The organism is Curtobacterium sp. NPDC090217 (assembly GCF_044746705.1).
In the GTDB taxonomy this organism is placed as follows: domain Bacteria; phylum Actinomycetota; class Actinomycetes; order Actinomycetales; family Microbacteriaceae; genus Curtobacterium.
In genome coordinates, this window is sequence record NZ_JBIVCR010000001.1 from 439,536 (window position 1) to 456,010 (window position 16,475).

A 16,475-nucleotide genomic window follows, 5' to 3' on the forward strand; every position below is an offset into this window, starting at 1 on the left:
GGACTCCTGGAGATCTGGAGGTCCGCGACCGGTGCCGTGGACCGCACCGTGTGTGGTGCCGGATCCGATGCTGGATCCGGAACCGGGCCTCCAGGCCGTTCCTAACGCGCTCCTAACGGCCCGCGGCGCGACGCATGCGCCCCGCTAACGTCAGCGCTGCATCCCGGAGCGCTCGCGGGCCCTCGATGGAGAAGCCCGCGTCGAAGCCGGCGAACCGAGCGGCCAAGGCCGTCCACGACCACGAGCCGATCGTCAGCCGGCACCGGTCGCCATCGAGCTCCTCGAGCACCGCGTCCGCGTCGAGGTACGGCGCGATCGACCGCGCCGGCACCTCGAGGACAGCTGTGCCGGTGCACGGCCACACGTCGGCGCCGTCGGAACCCTTGAACCGGGCCGCGAGGAACGCCGCCGGGTCGCCGCCCGGGATCGCACGCGGGACGAACCGGAGGCCCGTCGGGGTCCGCGGGTGCATCCGGTCGATGCGGTAGGTGCGCCAGTCGTCGTGCTCGGGCTCCCACGCCAGCAGGTACCACCGGCCGTTCCTGGCGACGACCGCGTGCGGCTCGACCCGTCGCGACGGGCGGCCGTGCTGGTCGCCGCCCCACGCGGAGTCGTAGTCGAAGCGGAGCACCTGCCGGGTGCGCACGGCGTCGGAGACCGCGACGAGCACCCCGGGGTCGACCGTCGTCGTGCCGGGGGTCGTCACCACGTCCACGGAGTCGATCCGGTGCCGCAGGCGCGAGGGCATCACCTGTCGGACGGCCCCCAGTGCCCGCGCTGCCGCCTCGGCGATGTCTGCGCCGGACGCCGGTGCGACGGCGAGCGCGAGGGCGATCGCCACGGCCTGCTCGTCGTCGAAGAGCAGCGGCGGGAGTTCCGATCCGGCGGACAGCCGGTAGCCGCCGGTCGGCCCGCGGAGCGCCTCGACCCGGTAGCCGAGCTCCCGGAGCCGATCGACGTCACGACGGACGGTTCGCGGGCTGACCTCGAGCCGTTCGGCCAGGACGTCACCCGGCCAGTCCCGGTGCACCTGCAGCAGGGAGAGGAGCGCGAGCATGCGCGAGGACGGTCCGGACACGCATCAAGTATCCGTCGAGAAGCGGACACGATCTGACCGCATTGCCGAGCAGACTCACTCCCATGACGATCACAACCACTCCGCACCTCAACTTCGACGGCGACGCCCGCGAGGCCCTCGACTTCTACGCGAAGGCCCTCGGCACCGAGCCGGCGGCCATGACCTACGGTGCGATGGGCGCCACCGACGACCCGGCGTGGGCCAACCGGATCGTCTGGGGCCAGGTCCAGACGGCGAGCGGCATCCGCGTGATGGCGTTCGACGTGTGGCCAGGGCAGCCCTACGACCAGGGCACGAACGCCTTCTACGTGTACCTGAGCGGCACGGACGCTGAGGAGATCACTGCTGCGTGGGAGGGGCTCTCCGACGGCGCCGAGATCCGGCAGCCGTTCGGTCCCGCCGCGTGGTCGCCCCTCGCCGGGCAGCTCCGCGACAAGTTCGGCGTGATCTGGGCCCTCGACGTGGCCCCGGAGTCCACCGACCACTGAGCGACGCCTGCGTCGGCATACTGGGCGGATGGGGGACACGACCACCGCTGCACAGCAGGCCAGGAAACGGAAGCTCCGCGGACGACGAGAGCTCCGGAAGAACCTGCGGCAGCAACTGGACTGGCGCGGTCGACCCGTTCCGCCGCTCGGCTGGTACATCGCCGCGCTGGCCGTCGCCTGCGGCATCGCCTACGGCGTCCTGCACGACCGCGGCGACGCTGATCCATCCGGGATCGGCGTCGTCGTGGCCGGTGCCGCCGCCGGAGTGCTCTGGGGCGCGGTGGTCATGGCCGTCGCGCCGCCGATCATCGCCGTCCCGGTGATCGTGGTGGGGATCTTCGTGTTCGGGCCGCTGTTCGGCCCTGCGTACCCGAGCGCACTCTCCGCGTGGATCACCAGCACGGTCGCCGGCTGGTTCGTCGGCATCGCGATCCGGTACCGCACCGTCGGACGCCGTCGACCGCCCCCGGCACAGCCGCTCGTCGACCGCACCCGTCCGCGCCGGAAGGCCCCGATCGGCAAGTCGGAGCGGAGCAGCCTGGTGTCGTCGGCGATCGCGGGCGTCGGGTTCCTCGCCCTCCCGGTGCTGCTGTTCGTCGTCCCCACTCCCCGGTTCCTCACCGGGTGGCTGTTGCTCGCCGGGTTGGCGCTCGCGTGGGCGATCCCGACTGGATGGTGGAGCGCGAGGGCGCAGAGTCACCACGCTGTCGGTGGTGCACCGTTGCAGGCAGCGACCTGGGGCGTCTTGTTCAACGCATGGGGTGCGGCCGGTGCGCACGGCATGCCGTTCGCACTCACCGCGGGGCTGGGCGGCGTCGCCATCGGCTTCGTTCTGCGCCGGCTCTGGGAGGCCCGGGTCGGCCGCTACCCCCGGCAGCGACCGGCTCCGTGAACCGGATTCGTCACCTCGCGGAACGGGAACCTGTCTCCGGCGCCCAGGTCGACACCGTCACGGCGGCGGTGACCGTCTTCGGGGCGAAGACCGCGTCGGGAGCGACGTGGTGGTGGCTCGGGCCCATGTGCACGACGTCGTGGACGTCCTCGGCGGACAGGTCCATCGTCCAGGTCAGGTCCTCGGACGAGCGCAGCACGAACGACGGCGTGAGCGAATCGTGCAACCGCCGTTCCTTCTCGGGGTCGACGCTGATCGTCGCCTCGGCGAGTTCGGCCAGGTGCCCGGTGCGTGGCGTGACGACGACGAGCACGCCGTCCTCGTGCAGGACCCGGGCGTACTCGCGCTGGTTCCGCGGGGCGAACACGTCGAGGACGACCGCGGAAGCGCCGTCGACGATCGGCAGCCGCTCCGTGACGTCACCGACCACTGCGCCCGCCACCACGGACATGCGAGCCGCCCGTCGGATCGCGACGGGCGACAGGTCCAACGCCACCCCGAGCCTCCCGTCCGCCGCGCGCAGCGCATGGGCCAGGTAGGTCCCCGGACCGGAACCGACGTCGAGGACGATGCCGGGTGCGGCGGCGGACGCGACCACCGCGGCGAGCGCCCGCTCGACCGGTGCGTAGTGCCCGCGACCCAGGAACCGGATGCGGGCGTCGACCATCTCCGGCGTGTCCGCGGTGAGCGCGCGGCGCTTCGTCGGCAGGAGCGTCAGGTGGCCCTGCTTCGCCTCGTCGAAGCGGTGCCCGTTCGTGCAGCCGGCCTGGCCCGCCCCCGTCCGCGACAGCGGCTCGGTGCACACGGGGCAGGCGAGCACGGGGAGCAGGTCGTCACGCACGCCGTCCAGCGTACGGGCGTCGGTAGCCTGGCCGGATGTCGCTGCAGCAGCTCTTCGGTCTCGACGGACGCACCGCACTCGTCACCGGCGGCAGCTCGGGCATCGGGCGGGCGATCGCCGGGGCGCTGGCCGACGCCGGAGCCCACGTGCTCGTCGCTGCCCGGACGGCGGCGACCATCGACGAGGCCGTCGCGGAGGTCCGCGCGGCAGGAGGCGCCGCCGACGGCGTCGTCGCGGACCTGTCGACCCGCGGCGGAGCACACGCGCTCGCCGATGTCGTCGGGGACGTCGACGTCCTCGTCAACTCCGCGGGGATCAACCTGCGGCCACCGATGCCCGACCTCGACGAGGACACGTGGGACACCACGATGGCCGTGAACCTCGATGCCCCGTTCGTTCTCGGGCAGCGCCTCGCGCCCGGCATGGCGGCGCGCGGGTACGGCCGGATCATCGGCATCAGCTCGCAGCAGGCCCACCGCCCCTTCGCCGCCAGCGGCGCGTACGGGGTCTCCAAGGCCGGGCTGGAGGCACTGGCCAGGTCCCAGGCAGAAGCCTGGTCCGGGCAGGGGGTCACCTCGAACGTCCTCGTGCCCGGGTTCGTGCAGACGCCGCTGAACCGACGGCTCAGCTCGGACCCGGCGACCGTCGAGCGCCTGGCAGCGCGCACGCTCGTCGGACGGAACGGCCTGGCCTCGGACTTCGCGGCGGCGGCGGTCTTTCTCGCCGGGCCCGGGTCTGCCTACGTCACGGGGCAGTCGATCGCCGTCGACGGCGGCTTCTCCGTCCACTAGAACGTGTCTCGTCGTGGGTCGCGAGCGCGCGGGCGATGAGTAGGTTTGTTCCGTGGATTGGCGTGGAGACCGCATCGGAGCGGCACATCGCGGCGAGAACCCGACAGTACTGGCCGAGCTTACCGGCGGCTTCGCGGTCATCGGGGACGCGCAGTTCCTTCCCGGCTACTGCGTGCTGCTCGGGAAGGATCCATCGGTCACCGCCCTCGCCGACATGCCCCGAGGTGACCGAGTGCAGTTCCTGGCGGATGCCGATCTGCTCGCCACCGCTGTCGAGCGCGCATGCCGGGCGATCGACCCGGCGTTCCGACGGGTGAATCTCGACGTGCTCGGCAACGCGGACGCGTTCGTCCACGCCCACATCTGGCCGCGGTACGAATGGGAGCCTCCGTCGTTGGTGACCCGTCCGGTCTGGCTCTACGAGCCCGATCGGTGGCTCGACCCTCGGACCGCGCTCGGCACCGAACACGCCGGACTGCGCGCGCGCATCACGACTGAGCTCGATGTCCTCGCGAACGCTGACACGGTGCGCATCAGCGGATGACGTCGGTCAGGTGGCGCCTCGACGCGACCACGGCGCTGCCGACGGCGGCTTCTCCGTCCACTAGTTTCGGCTCATGGCCGTCATCCACAACGCCGAACTCCGTCCGTCGAAGACCGAGGCGATCGGCGGGTGGCTGCCCGATCAGCCGTGGAGCGGGGTCGAACCCGGCGCCGAGGTCGTCGTCGACGGGCGCTTCCGGTTCGACGACCCGGACGGCGAGGTCGGCGTGGAGACGTACCTCGTGCACGTCGGGGAGGGCCCGGTCCTGCACGTGCCGCTCACCTACCGCGGCGCCCCGCTCGCCGGCGCGTCTGACTTCCTGATCACCGAGATGGACCACTCCGTGCTCGGTCGACGCTGGGTGTACGACGCCGCGGGCGACCCCGTGTACGCGGACGTCCTCCGTCGTGCGATCGCCACCGGCGGGCATGAGGCCCGCCTGGAGGCAGCCGTCGCGTCCGACGCCCCGCCGCCGTCGCTCGGGTCGGCGGTCGGCAGTGGCTCCGCATCGTCGTCGCCGACGGTGCACGTGGCCTCGCCGACGACCGACGGCGCGCTGACCTCGATCGGGGACCTCGTCATCGTGCGGGTCGTCGGGACGCCCCTGCCCGACGGTGAGACGCTCACGGCGACCTGGGCCGGCTCGGAACCCACCGTCGTGGCGACCCTGCGCGCCTGAGAGGTACGGCCAGGACCTCGTTGTCCGCGCCGGGTCCTGGCAGGATCGAGGACGTGAAGACACTGGAGTTGCCACAGACGGACCTCACCGCATCCGACGTCATCGTCGGCCTGATGCGGATCAACGACATGAGCGACGAGGACATCCGCTCGCTCTACACGGCCTCGCGCGACGCGGGCGTGACGATGTTCGACCACGCCGCGGTCTACGGCGGGTGGCACGGCTGCGAGGAGCGCTTCGGTGCCGCGGTCACGCTGTCATCGTCCGAGCGTGCCGCCATCCAGCTGCAGACGAAGGTCGGCATCCGCCCGACGGACCACGGCGCGTACTTCGACTTCTCGTACGACCACATCATGGAGTCCGTGGAGGAGTCGCTCGCGGCGCTCCGCACGGACTACATCGACGTCCTGCTGCTGCACCGCCCCGACGCCCTCGTCGAGCCGGAAGAGGTCGCGAAGGCGTTCGACGAGTTGCACACCGCCGGCAAGGTCCACCACTTCGGCGTCTCGAACCACACCCCCGGGCAGGTCGAGCTCCTGAAGAAGTTCGTCACGCGGCCGCTCGCCTTCAACCAGGTGCAGCTGAGCATCACGCACGCGAACGTCATCACGCAGGGCCTCGCGGCGAACATGGGCGGCCTGGACCAGTCGATCGACCGCGACAACGACATCCTCAACTACTCTCGCCTGCACGACATCACCCCGCAGGCCTGGTCGCCGTTCCAGAAGGGCTTCTTCGACGGGGTCTTCCTCGGCGACCGCGAGCAGTACGCGGAGCTCAATGACGTGCTCAGGGAGCTCGCATCGGCGCACGGGGTCACCCCGACGGGCATCGCCGTCGCGTGGATCACCCGGCACCCCGCGCACTTCCAGGTCGTCCTCGGCACGACGAACCCGCAGCGCGTGCGGGACTCGGCCGCCGGCTCGGACGTCGAGCTCTCGCGCGAGGAGTGGTACCGCGTCCTGACCGCCGCCGGGCACACCGTTCCCTGAACCACCTGTTCCCTGAACCACCTGCGAACGGGCAGGGTGGGATCGTGCTCGACGATCTCACCCTGCCCGTTCCGCTGTCCGCTCACGCCGGCTCGTTCACGCTGCGCTCCGCGGTGCCCGACGACCTCGACGCGCTGATGGCGCTGCTGTCGGACGACCCGATCAGCGCCGCGCGCGGGGACGTCGCCGCTGCGGGTGACCGGGAGGCCTACGCTGCCGCTCTCCTCGCGATCGTCGAGGACCCCGCGAACGTGCTGCTCGTCGTCGTCGACGCGGCGGGCTCGGTCGTGGGGACGATGCAGCTCACCCGGATCCCCGGCATGGCCCGGCGGGGATCGACCCGGCTGCTCGTCGAGGCCGTGCGCGTCTCGTCCGCCCTCCGGTCGAGCGGCATCGGGAGCGCCATGATGCGATGGGTGACCGACGTCGCCGCACCCGCGCTCGGCACGTCCCTCGTGCAGCTGACGTCCGACGCCGCACGCACGGACGCCCACCGGTTCTACGAGCGCCTCGGCTTCACGGGCTCCCACGTCGGTTTCAAGTACCGCGTCGAGCCGTCCTGAGCAGCATGAGCGGCGCCCCAAGCTCCGACCGGGGTTGCACCCCCTGGCGAACATCGCACCCCGTCACGACGGAGTGCGATGTTCGTGTGCGGGTGCGATCACCGCAGAGTTCTGCTACTCCGGGTCGGACGGAGACGGACCCGGGATCGGGGCGAGGAACAGGGACGGCGCAGCCGGGTCGGCAGCGGCACCGCTGACGACCTCGACCTCGATGTCCAGCCCGTGCGCCGGGTCCTCGTCGAGCTCGAGGCCGTTCTCGGACACCTGGTCTTCGGGGATGGCGCGGCCCTGCGAGGGATCGAACGCGCTGCTCATCGACATGGGACGAGCATGCCCGTCCCGCATGAGCAGCGCCTCAGAGCCGCCCGTCGGCAGCCATGAGTTCCAGCTGGGTCAGCTCCACGTCCGTTCCGGCGGTGAACGCGAACGACGCCCCACCGCCGGTGATCGGGAACACCCGGGTCTGGCCTGCCCACTCGAACACGGCGTCGGTGACGTCGACCGAGGACGACCCGAGCGCGACCTGCCACGAGTAGGTCCCCGGCGCCGCTGCGGTCACCGTGTAGAGCGACGCCGACTCGATCGACACGTCGAACGACACGGTCGTCCCCGCGGCGAGCGCCGTCACCGTCCGTCCGGTGTCGTCCGTCAGCGCAGACGACCGCACGGGGAGGACGTCCGTCGGGGTGTCGCGGTAGCCGTGCACGTCGGACGCCGAGACGGGGCGCGTGTCCGACGCCCAACCGGTGGGCGTCTCGGACAGCTCGACGACGATCGACGATGCGCCGACCACGACCGCGTGCGGGATGCTGACGGACGTCCAGGGCGAGCCGTCGACGGTGACCGAGGCGACGAACCGACCAGCGCGAGTGGTCTCGATGACGGTGGACGAGCCTCCCGGGGGTCGCAGCACCGCGCGCCGGACCGACGGCGGCACGATCACGTAGGAACCACTGGCCGGTGCCAACGGGTACAGGCCGATGGTGGCGAAGACGTACCAGGCGCTCATCTCGCCGTTGTCCTCGTCGCCCGGGTAGCCCTGCCCGAGGTCGGAGCCGACGAAGAGCCGGTCGAGTGCCTCGCGGACGACGCGGTGGGCGTCGTCGTGGCGCCCGGTGAACATCGGGAAGAACGGGATGTGGTGCGCCGGCTGGTTCGACAGCCCGAGCATGCCGATCCGGACGTCGCGGGCCTCGGTCATCTCGTGGATCGGGACGCCGTAGTGTCCGGCTCGGTCGGTCGCGCCGGTCTCCTGCGTCGCGAAGAACCGGTCGATCGCGGCGTCGAAGCCCTCCGGCCCGCCGTGCAGGTCGACGATGCCGGCGCCGTCGTGCGGGGCGGTGAACATCGTGCCCCAGGCGTTCGTCTCGGTGTAGTCGCCGCCCCACTGGTCCGGGTCGTAGCCCTCGCCCTCGCGCCACCGCCCGTCGGGCGTCCGCCCGATGAAGAACCCGCGGCGACGGTCGAACACGTTCCGGTACTGCAAGGACCGACGGGCGAGCCACTCCGCCTCTGCCGTGTACCGCTCGCGTTCCGCGGCGTCGGTGGTCCGGTCCGCCAGGGCGGTCGCCATGACCGAGACGCTCCAGTCGTTGATCGCGGCGTCGAGGGTCCAGGACATCCCCTCGGAGGTGTCGGTGTCGACGTGGCCGCGGAAGGCACCCGGGAGGCTCCCCTTCCGTCCGACACGCTCGTCACGCGGCGGGACGGTCGCGTTCTTCACGGCGCTCCGGTACGCCTGCTCCAGGTCGAACCCGTCGACACCCTTCGACAGCAGGTCCCCGAAGACGGTGTCGCTCGTCGTGCCGGTCATGCAGTCCTCAGCGCCGGGGGCGCTCCACCGCGGGGTCCAGCCGCCGTCGTGGAAGTGCTGGACGAAGCCCTGCGCGAGCTCGCCAGCGGTGTCCGGGGTGAGGAGCCCGAGGAGCGGCCACGCGGTGCGGTAGGTGTCCCAGAAGCCGTTCGTGGTGGTCATCGCACCGTCGACGATCTCCGGCCCCGGCTCGTCGCGGATCGGTTCGGCGAGGACGTCGCCGTACGGGGAGCGGTAGTGCGGCGCACCCGTCAGGGCCGTCTCACCGGCGCGGTTCGGGTAGAGGAACAACCGGTAGAGGCCCGAGTAGATCGAGGTCAGCTGGTCCTCGGTGGCACCGTCGACGTCGAGCGTCGCGAGCTTCTCGTCCCACTCCCGCTCGGCCCGCTCGCGCATCGCGTCGAAGGGACCGGCGGCGTCGAGGTTCGCGCGGGCGTCCTCGTACGAGACCGTCGAGATGCCGAGGAGCACGTCGGTGTCCCCCTCGACGGCGATCCAGCCGCGGAGCTGCTGGTCCGTGGTGGTCGTGTGGTCCGCCGTCGCGCCGGGCACCCGGACGTGCACGAAGTGCGGGGGCGTGCCGGGTCGATCGTCGAGGTGCGCCTCCACGATCGCGGTGCCGTGCTCGATGCGCACGGTGGACTCGAGCACCCGGCCGTGGTGGTCGAGCACGATGCTCCTCGTGCCGGTGAAGCGGAAGCCCAGGGCGAACTCGCCTGGGGTCATCTCCGCGGTGACGCCGTGCTCGAGCGCCACACGGTAGCGGTGCGGGCCGTCGAGCTCGTCGTCGTGGGCGAACGCCAGTGCCCGTGCGACACGGTCGACGTCCGGCGACCCGAGCGGGGACGGCATCACCTGGAAGACCCCGCGGTCCCCCATCCACGGCGACGGGATGTGGCTCGTGGCGAAGGCCTGGATCGCGGGGCGGTTGTCGCTCGCCCGGTTGTGCTCCTGGTACGCGTACGGCCACCGGTTGCTCGCCGCGTCGGTCATCGGCAGCCCGAACACGCCGCCGTGCGGGAGCCCGACGAGCGGGGCGTTGTTGCCGCGGGAGAACCGGGAGGACGCCTGCGTGCCGCGGGTCGTGCGGACGTGGTCGAGGGGGCGGGACGCCGAGGGACGCCGAGGCTGCTCGATCCGGACGTCGTCGAGCCACCCACGGAGCCCGGTGACCGGCGCGCCGGAGCCGAGCCGGGCCTCCAGGCGGTCGACGGCCCGACCCGCGAACGGCGTGAGGTCCACCGCCCGACGGTTCCACTGGTCGACCCAGGCCTTGCGGGCGGTGTCCTGCGCCTCCGGGGTCAGCGCGTCGCCGTACTGGTCCGCTGCCTGCTCGCTGAGCCGGGTGCCGTCGTCGAAGACGATGTCGAGCGTGAACGCCGTGGCGTCCCAGAAGTGGTCGAGGTCCTGTTCCTCGGGCTCTGACCCGCCGTCCGGGAGGGTCCGCTCGGGGAACCACACCCACGAGAGCTCGTCGCCGGACTCGATCGTCCGCCCGGCGAACCCGGGCACGATCGCTTCCGGCTCGTCCACCAGGAACGCCTCGAGGGACGTGAAGCCGACACCGTTCTTCGCGGCGACGGCCGTCGTCGGGCCACCGCTCCGTTGCAGTTCTCGCACGCTCCCACCCTATTTGCTCCAGCGGATGGACGAAACCCGTTGCCGCCGGCGCGCGCGTCTCGCGCTCAGGCGTCGGCGATCCGGGCGAGCCAGTCGCGCATCAGCGCCCGCTCCGACGGCGACAGGGCGGCGAGCGCGTCGTCATCAGCGGCGAGCTGCACCGCCGCGGCGTGCGACCCGTGATCGACCTCCGGCGCCGCCGTCAGGATCGCGAACGCCAGCGCATCCCACGCCGCAGCGACGAGCGCCGGGTCACGCTCCTCGGCCGGCGTGCCGATCAGGTCGAGGACGACGCCGACCCCGATGGCGTGCACGAGCGACACCGCGCGAGGCTCGGGGACCCGGAGCCGTCCGGCGAGCGCCACGCGGTGGATGCGCTCACGGAGGACCGCGATCCCCTGGTCCTCGGTCGTCGAGTGCGAGCGCAGCGGGTCCGAGAACAGCGCCGTCAGCCCGGGGTTGGCGAGCCCGAACGCGATGTGTGCGTCGAACGAGTCGCGGAGGTGCTCGACGGGGTCGACGTCGTCCGGAACCGTCTTGCCGGCGACGTATGCGGCGAAGACACGGTCGGCGACGGCCTCGAGCAGACCGTCCTTGTCGCCGAACTGTCGGTAGATCGTCGGCGCCTGCACCCCGGCCGCGGCCGCGACGGCTCGTGTGGTGACCCCGGCCGGCCCGACGTCGGCGAGCAGATCGGCGGCGGCGTCGACGATGCGATCACGGACGGAGTCGGTCATGGATCAACGATAACGGATGCTTGTTAGCGCTGTGTTTACAGTGTTACGCTCTCGGCGTTTCCAACGATAACGAAGGGTTGTCCCCATGATCATCGTCACCGGCGCCACCGGAGCACTCGGCTCCGCCACCGTCCGCGCACTGCTCGACCGCATGCCGGCGGACCAGATCGGCGTCAGCGTCCGCGACACCGCCAAGGCCGCCGACCTCGCCGCGAGGGGCGTGCGCGTCCGGACGGGTGACTTCGCCGACCCCGCATCGCTGGCCCGCGCCTTCGAGGGCGCCGACCGCGTGCTCGTCGTCTCCGGCTCGACGCTCGGGCCCGACGGCGTCGCCATGCACGCGGCAGCCGCTCGGGCTGCGGCGGACGCCGGCGCCGAACGCGTCTTCTACACGGCCCACCAGAACACCAAGGCAGACTCGCCCGTCGCGTTCTCGGTCGACCACGCCCACACCGAGGCCGCACTCGCCGAGATCGGCACGCCGTGGACCTCGCTCCGCAACGGCTTCTACGCGCACACCGTCGGCTGGCTCATCGCCGGCGCCACGGAGACGGGCGAGTTGCTCCTGCCCGAGGACGGCCCGATCTCGTGGACCGCTCGCGAGGACCTGGCCCTCGCGGACGCGGTCCTGCTCACCGACGGCCCGACGTTCGACGGGCCGACACCAGCACTCACGGCGGCCGAGGCCGTGACCTTCGAGGACGTCGCCCGGACCCTGTCCGAGGTCACCGGCACGACCGTCCGCCGCACCGTGATCGCCGACGACGAGTGGCTCGCCCGGCAGACCGCCGCCGGCATGCCCGACGCCGCGGCGCAGATGATGCTCGGCATGTTCCGCGGCGCCCGTGCCGGCGAGTTCGACGAGGTCGACCCACTGCTCGCCCAGCTGCTCGGCCGCGAGCCGGTGTCGATCAGGGCGATCATCGAGCGCACGCTGGCCTGACGCCGGCCCGTCAGCCCTTGTCGTGGCCGGGGGCGTTCTCGGAGTTGCCGGGGCCGCTGTTGCTGAGCGGGGTCTGCACCGGGAGCGTGGGCTGCACCGACGGCTCCGGCCCGTTCGAGGGCTCGGTGGGCTGCGACGGTTCGACCGGCTGCGAGGGCTCCGGTTCGACGGGCTCGGACGGCTGGGGCTGCACGGGCTCCTGCGACGGCTGCTCCTCGGGCTGCGACGGCTCGTCGCTCGGCTGCTCGGTCGGCGCCGTCGAGCTCGACTCCGTCGGCGCGGGCGTCTCGTCGCCCCCGCCGAGCGCGAGCACCGCGGCCACGATGCCGGCGAGCACGAGCACCCCGACGATCACGAGCGTGATCACCAGGCCGCGACGGCGCTTCTCCACCGGGGGCTCCGACGACACGGGTGGGGCCGACACGGGTGCGCCGCCTCCGCCGGTCGGACCACCCGATCCGCGCTGTGCGCCGAGCACGGTGGTCGCCACGTCGTCCGGACCAGACGGACTGGAGGCCGTGCTCGCCGGCAGCACGCGCGTCGCGTCGTCCGCGGGCCGGCTCGCGGGCATCGCCTGCGTCGCGACGTCGGCCTGCGCCGCTCGCGCGGTCTCGGCCCCAGCGACAGCGCCGGCCACTCCGGCGGCCGCAGCCGCCGCCGTCAGGGTGCCAGGGCCTCCAGGCAGGAGCTGGGTGGCGGGCGCTCCGTCGTCGTACGAGAGTGCGCGCAGTCGTTCGGCCGCCTCGGTGGCGGACGGCCGCTCGGCCGGGTCGGTCGCCGTCATGACGTGCAGGAGCACGCGCCAGGCCGTGGGCAGGGCGGGGTCGATCTCCGGCGAGCGCGTGAGCCGCGCGGTGGCGGACTCGACGGCGCTGCCGGGGAAGGGCATGCGACCCGACAGGCACTCCAGGAGCACGAGTCCGAGCGAGTAGACGTCGGACTTCCCGCTGATCCCCTGGGCGGTCACCTGCTCCGGTGCCAGGTAGGCGGCCGTCCCCATGACTGTGCCGGTCCCGGTGACCCGGGCGGCGTCGCGGAGCAGCGCGATGCCGAAGTCGGCGAGCTTGACGTGCGAGCCGTCGGCTTCGAGGAGCACGTTCGCGGGCTTCACGTCGCGGTGCACGATGCCCTGCGCGTGCACGGCGGCGAGGCCGTCAGCGACCTGGGCGCCGACGCGGGCGGTGGTGGGACGGTCGAGGGGCCCTTCGCGGAGCCGCGTGGCGAGGTCGCTGCCGGGGACGAGCTCCATCACGAGGTACGAGTCGCCGTCGGCATCGTCGAGGGCCGCGTCGTACAGCGTGACGAGCGCCGGGCTCCTGAGGCCCGCGAGGACCTGGATCTCCGCCTCGGCACGCGCCCGCTCCCCGTGGTCGACGGGGCCCATCCGGAACACCTTGACCGCGACCTCGCGGCCGAGCTGCTCGTCGACCGCGCGGTACACGGACGCCATCCCACCGTGACCGAGCGTGCCCGTGACCCGGTACCTGCCGCCGAAGAGCCGTTCTTCCATGCCGGGCAACCTATCGGCTGTTCCTGACGGACGGGGTGACTCCGGCTGCCCGGAGCCACCCCGCTGACCTACAGCAACCGCAGGATCGCACCCGCGAGGGTCGCGAGTGCCGTCAACAGCCCGAGGATCTCGAGCACGAGGACGAACCGCCCACGATCGCCGTCACGATGCCGATGTCTCGCCATCGCCGGCCTCCATTCCCAGGGCAGGAGACCGCGGTCCGAGCTCCCCTACCGGATGGCCGGAGGGTCGCGTACACTCGAACACCGAGGCGGTTCGAGTTACTACGCAACTCAGACCACTGACCTCTTCACGAGGTGAGATCAGCCCCCGGTTGCTGCCGGGGGCTTTTCTCGTGCTTCTTCGAGTTCGACCGGGCTTCGCCTGGATTCCCGGCCGACCCCTTGATCCTCGCGCGATCCGCGAGCGCTCACGAAGCCCTGTGGATATCGCCGGGGCCGCGGTGGACGGCGGTGAGGTACAGCCGGTGGGCGGTGATCACGAGCGCGAGCCACGCCAGCCCGAGGGCCCACGCCGCGAGCACGTCGGTCAGCCAGTGGTGCCCCAGGTACACGCGCGACAGCCCGATCGACACGACGAACACCGCACCGAGGACCACCGTCCAGACCCGGGTCACGCGCCGGGACGCACGGAGCAGCAGCAGGTACACGATCGTGCCGACGACGACCGTCGCGTTCAGGGTGTGCCCGGACGGGAACGACGGAGAGTGCTCGTACGGCGGGACGGCGTCGGCGAGCGGGGGACGCGCACGCCCGATGAGGTCCTTGCCCGCGATCGTCATGAGCAGCGATCCGGCGCTCGCGGCGACGAGGAGCACCACCGGGGTCCAGGCCCGGCGCTGGATCGTGAAGCCGACGAGGAACCCGAGCGCGACGATCGGCATCCCGATCGTGCCCGCGACGTTGGTCCACCAGGTCACGGCGGTGTTGAGGCCAGGCGATCGGAGCGTCATCATCCAGTCGAGCACCGGGCGGTCGAGCACGGCGACGTCGTCCGCTTCCCGGACGGCGTCGTAGACCTCGGAGGCGATCCACGTGCACACCGCGGCGATGCCGATCCCGATGACGAGGGTGACGATCAGCAGGGGCAGCGCACCGAAGCGGTCGCCCAGTCGCGTCCACACGGTGGCGGACGCCCGCCCGGCGCGTGTCCGCCAGGTGGTCAGGTCGACGTCGCCGACCGACCGTTCCTCGGTACGTGCTGCTTCGTCGTCCATCGGTCCACCCTGCCCGAGGACGATGTGCGCGGCGCGTCGGCCCGTCGTCAGTCCTTCGCGCTGCCGTAGTCGTCGACCACCGCGACGGACAGCGGGAACGTGATCGGGAACGACCCGAACAGGATCCGCCCGGCGTCCGCGGCGGCCGCCTCGACCTGCTCGGCGACCCAGGCCGCGTCGGCCTCCGGCACGTGCAGGACGATCTCGTCGTGCACGAAGAACACCAGGTGCGCCGTGTCCCGAACCGGCCCCCGGGCGCGCGCGGCGAGCCGGGTCCGGAGGGAGGCCATCCACGACAGTGCCCACTCCGCCGCGGTGCCCTGCACCACGAAGTTCCGGGTGAACCGCCCCCAGCTGCGGGCTCGCGACTCGACGGAACGCTGCATCGCCGGGGTGCCCTCGACCGACCACGCCAAGTTCTTCGCCTCGAACCAGGCCCGCTCCGGGATCGGCGACGTCCGCCCGAGCCGCGTGGTCACCGGCTCGCCGCGCTCCCCTGCCCGCGCCGCGCGCTCGACCAGGTCCAGCGCCCGCGGGAACGCCCTGGCGAGCCGTGGGACCAACCGGCCGCCCTCGCCCTGGGTGGCGCCGTACATCGCACCCAGCATCGCGCCCTTCGCCTGCTGCCGGGTCTCCACGGCGCCGGACGCGACGACCCCGTCGTAGAGGTCGCGCCCGTTGCCCGCCGACGCCATCGCGAGGTCGCCGGCCATCGCGGCGAGCACCCGGGGCTCGAGCTGTGCGGCATCGGCCACGACGAGCTTCCACCCGTCGTCGGCGACCACGGCGCTCCGGATCGCCTTCGGCAGCTGCATCGCCCCACCGCCGTTCGCCGCCCAGCGTCCGGTGACGACACCCCCGACGGCGTACTCCGGGTGGAACCGGCCGTCCTGCACCCACTCGTCGAGCCAGGACCAGCCGTTCGCGGTGAGCAGCCGGTACAGCCGCTTGTACTCGAGCAGCGGTTCGATCGCCGGGTGCTCCAGGCGTTGGAGCTCCCACTTCCGGGTGCTGTCCACCACGAGCCCGGCCCGCCGCAGGGACCGGAGCACGTCGGCGGGCGAGTCCGGGTTCAGGGCCGGGTCGTCGAGCCGGTCGCGCAGGACCACGGCGATCTCCTCGAGCCGTCGTGGCCGGACCCCGTACGGCACACGCGGGCCGAGCGTGTCCTCGAGCAGTCGTTCGTGGACGTCGGCACGCCACGGCAACCCCGCGAAGCGCATCTCGGCGGCGACGAGCGTCCCGGCGGACTCCGCGGCGAGGAGCAGCCGGAGCGCTCCGGCGCCGGGCGATCCCGCCACGGCTGCGAGCTGCGCGCGCAGCTCGGCGACCGGGTCGGCCGCGTTGGCCGGAGCCGCCACGTCGAACAGCGCGTCGTCGAACAGCTGCGCCTGCGTCGCACGCTGGACCCGCTCCTGTGGCGCCGCGGCGTCCCACGGCCCGAGCGGGGCTGCCTGCAGGTCGGACCCACGGGCGGCGAGCGCGCCGCGGAGGATCCGGTGGCACAGCCGCAGGTCGACGCAGCGGGCGACGCGGCCGCCGGCTGCGAGCACGGCCGGGTACCACCGCGCGGTGTCGTCCCACACCCAGCGCACGCCGGCGGACTCGCGGTCCGCGACGAAGGCCGGGAGGTCCGACTCGCGCAGGTGCACCGGCTCGCCCTCGGTGGTCCCAGCGTCGGTCAGCGGGGTGGCGAGGACGCCGCCGTCGACGCGGCTGAGGACGAGGTGCACGGAACGATCATGCC

At 72.4% G+C, this 16,475-nt stretch carries 16 protein-coding genes; 8 read left to right on the plus strand and 8 right to left on the minus strand.

Annotation, left to right across the window (positions count from 1 at the left end; genetic code table 11):
* Positions 1-112: 112 nt before the first annotated feature.
* Positions 113-1,078, minus strand: a complete 966-nt coding sequence (locus tag ACIPJ2_RS02145; protein WP_402727344.1) for a helix-turn-helix transcriptional regulator — start codon at positions 1,076-1,078, stop codon at positions 113-115.
* A 62-nt stretch (positions 1,079-1,140) separates the two neighbouring features.
* On the opposite strand from ACIPJ2_RS02145, the gene ACIPJ2_RS02150 reads away from it, so the two are divergent.
* Both ACIPJ2_RS02150 and ACIPJ2_RS02155 read left to right on the plus strand, forming a co-directional pair.
* Positions 1,141-1,566 (plus strand): VOC family protein, encoded by a 426-nt coding sequence (locus ACIPJ2_RS02150; RefSeq protein ID WP_402727345.1) that lies wholly within the window; start codon positions 1,141-1,143, stop codon positions 1,564-1,566.
* Positions 1,567-1,594: 28 nt separating this feature from the next.
* Positions 1,595-2,458, plus strand: coding sequence for a hypothetical protein (locus tag ACIPJ2_RS02155; RefSeq protein ID WP_402727346.1), 864 nt, complete (start codon positions 1,595-1,597; stop codon positions 2,456-2,458).
* A gap of 10 nt (positions 2,459-2,468) precedes the next feature.
* Here the strand turns inward: ACIPJ2_RS02155 and ACIPJ2_RS02160 are convergent, their stop codons facing one another.
* On the minus strand, positions 2,469-3,299 hold the full coding sequence (locus ACIPJ2_RS02160) for a putative RNA methyltransferase (protein WP_402727347.1): 831 nt from the start codon (positions 3,297-3,299) through the stop codon (positions 2,469-2,471).
* Positions 3,300-3,334: 35 nt separating this feature from the next.
* Between ACIPJ2_RS02160 and ACIPJ2_RS02165 the strand changes: the two genes are divergently transcribed.
* The 5 genes from ACIPJ2_RS02165 (at position 3,335) to ACIPJ2_RS02185 (ending at position 6,868) form a co-directional block, all read left to right on the plus strand.
* Positions 3,335-4,090, plus strand: coding sequence for an SDR family NAD(P)-dependent oxidoreductase (locus ACIPJ2_RS02165; RefSeq protein WP_402727348.1), 756 nt, complete (start codon positions 3,335-3,337; stop codon positions 4,088-4,090).
* Positions 4,091-4,142: 52 nt separating this feature from the next.
* Positions 4,143-4,634 (plus strand): diadenosine tetraphosphate hydrolase, encoded by a 492-nt coding sequence (locus ACIPJ2_RS02170; protein WP_402727349.1) that lies wholly within the window; start codon positions 4,143-4,145, stop codon positions 4,632-4,634.
* 73 nt (positions 4,635-4,707) lie between these two features.
* Positions 4,708-5,313, plus strand: a complete 606-nt coding sequence (locus tag ACIPJ2_RS02175) for a hypothetical protein (RefSeq protein WP_402727350.1) — start codon at positions 4,708-4,710, stop codon at positions 5,311-5,313.
* 53 nt (positions 5,314-5,366) lie between these two features.
* Entirely contained in the window at positions 5,367-6,305 is a 939-nt protein-coding gene (locus ACIPJ2_RS02180) for an aldo/keto reductase family oxidoreductase (protein ID WP_402727351.1), read from the plus strand.
* A 44-nt stretch (positions 6,306-6,349) separates the two neighbouring features.
* Positions 6,350-6,868 carry a GNAT family N-acetyltransferase gene (locus ACIPJ2_RS02185; RefSeq protein ID WP_402727352.1) on the plus strand — a complete coding sequence of 173 codons (519 nt, stop codon included), beginning with the start codon at positions 6,350-6,352 and terminating at the stop codon, positions 6,866-6,868.
* Between the two features lie 114 nt (positions 6,869-6,982).
* On the opposite strand, the gene ACIPJ2_RS02190 is transcribed toward ACIPJ2_RS02185, so the two are convergent.
* The 3 genes from ACIPJ2_RS02190 to ACIPJ2_RS02200 form a co-directional block, all read right to left on the minus strand.
* Positions 6,983-7,189, minus strand: a complete 207-nt coding sequence (locus ACIPJ2_RS02190) for a hypothetical protein (RefSeq protein ID WP_402727353.1) — start codon at positions 7,187-7,189, stop codon at positions 6,983-6,985.
* Between the two features lie 34 nt (positions 7,190-7,223).
* Positions 7,224-10,301, minus strand: a complete 3,078-nt coding sequence (locus tag ACIPJ2_RS02195) for a GH92 family glycosyl hydrolase (protein ID WP_402727354.1) — start codon at positions 10,299-10,301, stop codon at positions 7,224-7,226.
* 65 nt (positions 10,302-10,366) lie between these two features.
* Positions 10,367-11,038, minus strand: coding sequence for a TetR/AcrR family transcriptional regulator (locus ACIPJ2_RS02200; protein ID WP_281266129.1), 672 nt, complete (start codon positions 11,036-11,038; stop codon positions 10,367-10,369).
* 85 nt (positions 11,039-11,123) lie between these two features.
* Between ACIPJ2_RS02200 and ACIPJ2_RS02205 the strand changes: the two genes are divergently transcribed.
* The gene (locus ACIPJ2_RS02205) at positions 11,124-11,981 is read left to right on the plus strand and encodes an NmrA family NAD(P)-binding protein (protein WP_402727355.1); all 858 of its coding nucleotides are present in this window, start codon (positions 11,124-11,126) and stop codon (positions 11,979-11,981) included.
* A 10-nt stretch (positions 11,982-11,991) separates the two neighbouring features.
* Here ACIPJ2_RS02205 and ACIPJ2_RS02210 read toward each other — a convergent pair whose 3' ends face one another.
* The 3 genes from ACIPJ2_RS02210 to ACIPJ2_RS02220 all read right to left on the minus strand — a co-directional run bounded on the left by ACIPJ2_RS02210 (position 11,992) and on the right by ACIPJ2_RS02220 (position 16,461).
* Positions 11,992-13,491, minus strand: coding sequence for a protein kinase (locus ACIPJ2_RS02210; protein ID WP_402727356.1), 1,500 nt, complete (start codon positions 13,489-13,491; stop codon positions 11,992-11,994).
* Between the two features lie 430 nt (positions 13,492-13,921).
* Positions 13,922-14,728, minus strand: a complete 807-nt coding sequence (locus tag ACIPJ2_RS02215; protein ID WP_402727357.1) for a phosphatase PAP2 family protein — start codon at positions 14,726-14,728, stop codon at positions 13,922-13,924.
* Positions 14,729-14,775: 47 nt separating this feature from the next.
* Entirely contained in the window at positions 14,776-16,461 is a 1,686-nt protein-coding gene (locus ACIPJ2_RS02220; protein ID WP_402727358.1) for a bifunctional 3'-5' exonuclease/DNA polymerase, read from the minus strand.
* Positions 16,462-16,475 lie beyond the last annotated feature (14 nt).

What these genes read in the sequence shown, in the direction of transcription:
- ACIPJ2_RS02150 (WP_402727345.1), top strand. Translation starts at nt 1,141, where the DNA reads ATGACGATCACAACCACTCCGCACCTCAACTTCGACGGCGACGCCCGC.
- ACIPJ2_RS02155 (WP_402727346.1), top strand. Translation starts at nt 1,595, where the DNA reads ATGGGGGACACGACCACCGCTGCACAGCAGGCCAGGAAACGGAAGCTC.
- ACIPJ2_RS02165 (WP_402727348.1), top strand. Translation starts at nt 3,335, where the DNA reads ATGTCGCTGCAGCAGCTCTTCGGTCTCGACGGACGCACCGCACTCGTC.
- ACIPJ2_RS02175 (WP_402727350.1), top strand. Translation starts at nt 4,708, where the DNA reads ATGGCCGTCATCCACAACGCCGAACTCCGTCCGTCGAAGACCGAGGCG.
- ACIPJ2_RS02190 (WP_402727353.1), bottom strand. Translation starts at nt 7,189, where the DNA reads ATGTCGATGAGCAGCGCGTTCGATCCCTCGCAGGGCCGCGCCATCCCC.
- ACIPJ2_RS02200 (WP_281266129.1), bottom strand. Translation starts at nt 11,038, where the DNA reads ATGACCGACTCCGTCCGTGATCGCATCGTCGACGCCGCCGCCGATCTG.
- ACIPJ2_RS02205 (WP_402727355.1), top strand. Translation starts at nt 11,124, where the DNA reads ATGATCATCGTCACCGGCGCCACCGGAGCACTCGGCTCCGCCACCGTC.
- ACIPJ2_RS02210 (WP_402727356.1), bottom strand. Translation starts at nt 13,491, where the DNA reads ATGGAAGAACGGCTCTTCGGCGGCAGGTACCGGGTCACGGGCACGCTC.
- ACIPJ2_RS02215 (WP_402727357.1), bottom strand. Translation starts at nt 14,728, where the DNA reads ATGGACGACGAAGCAGCACGTACCGAGGAACGGTCGGTCGGCGACGTC.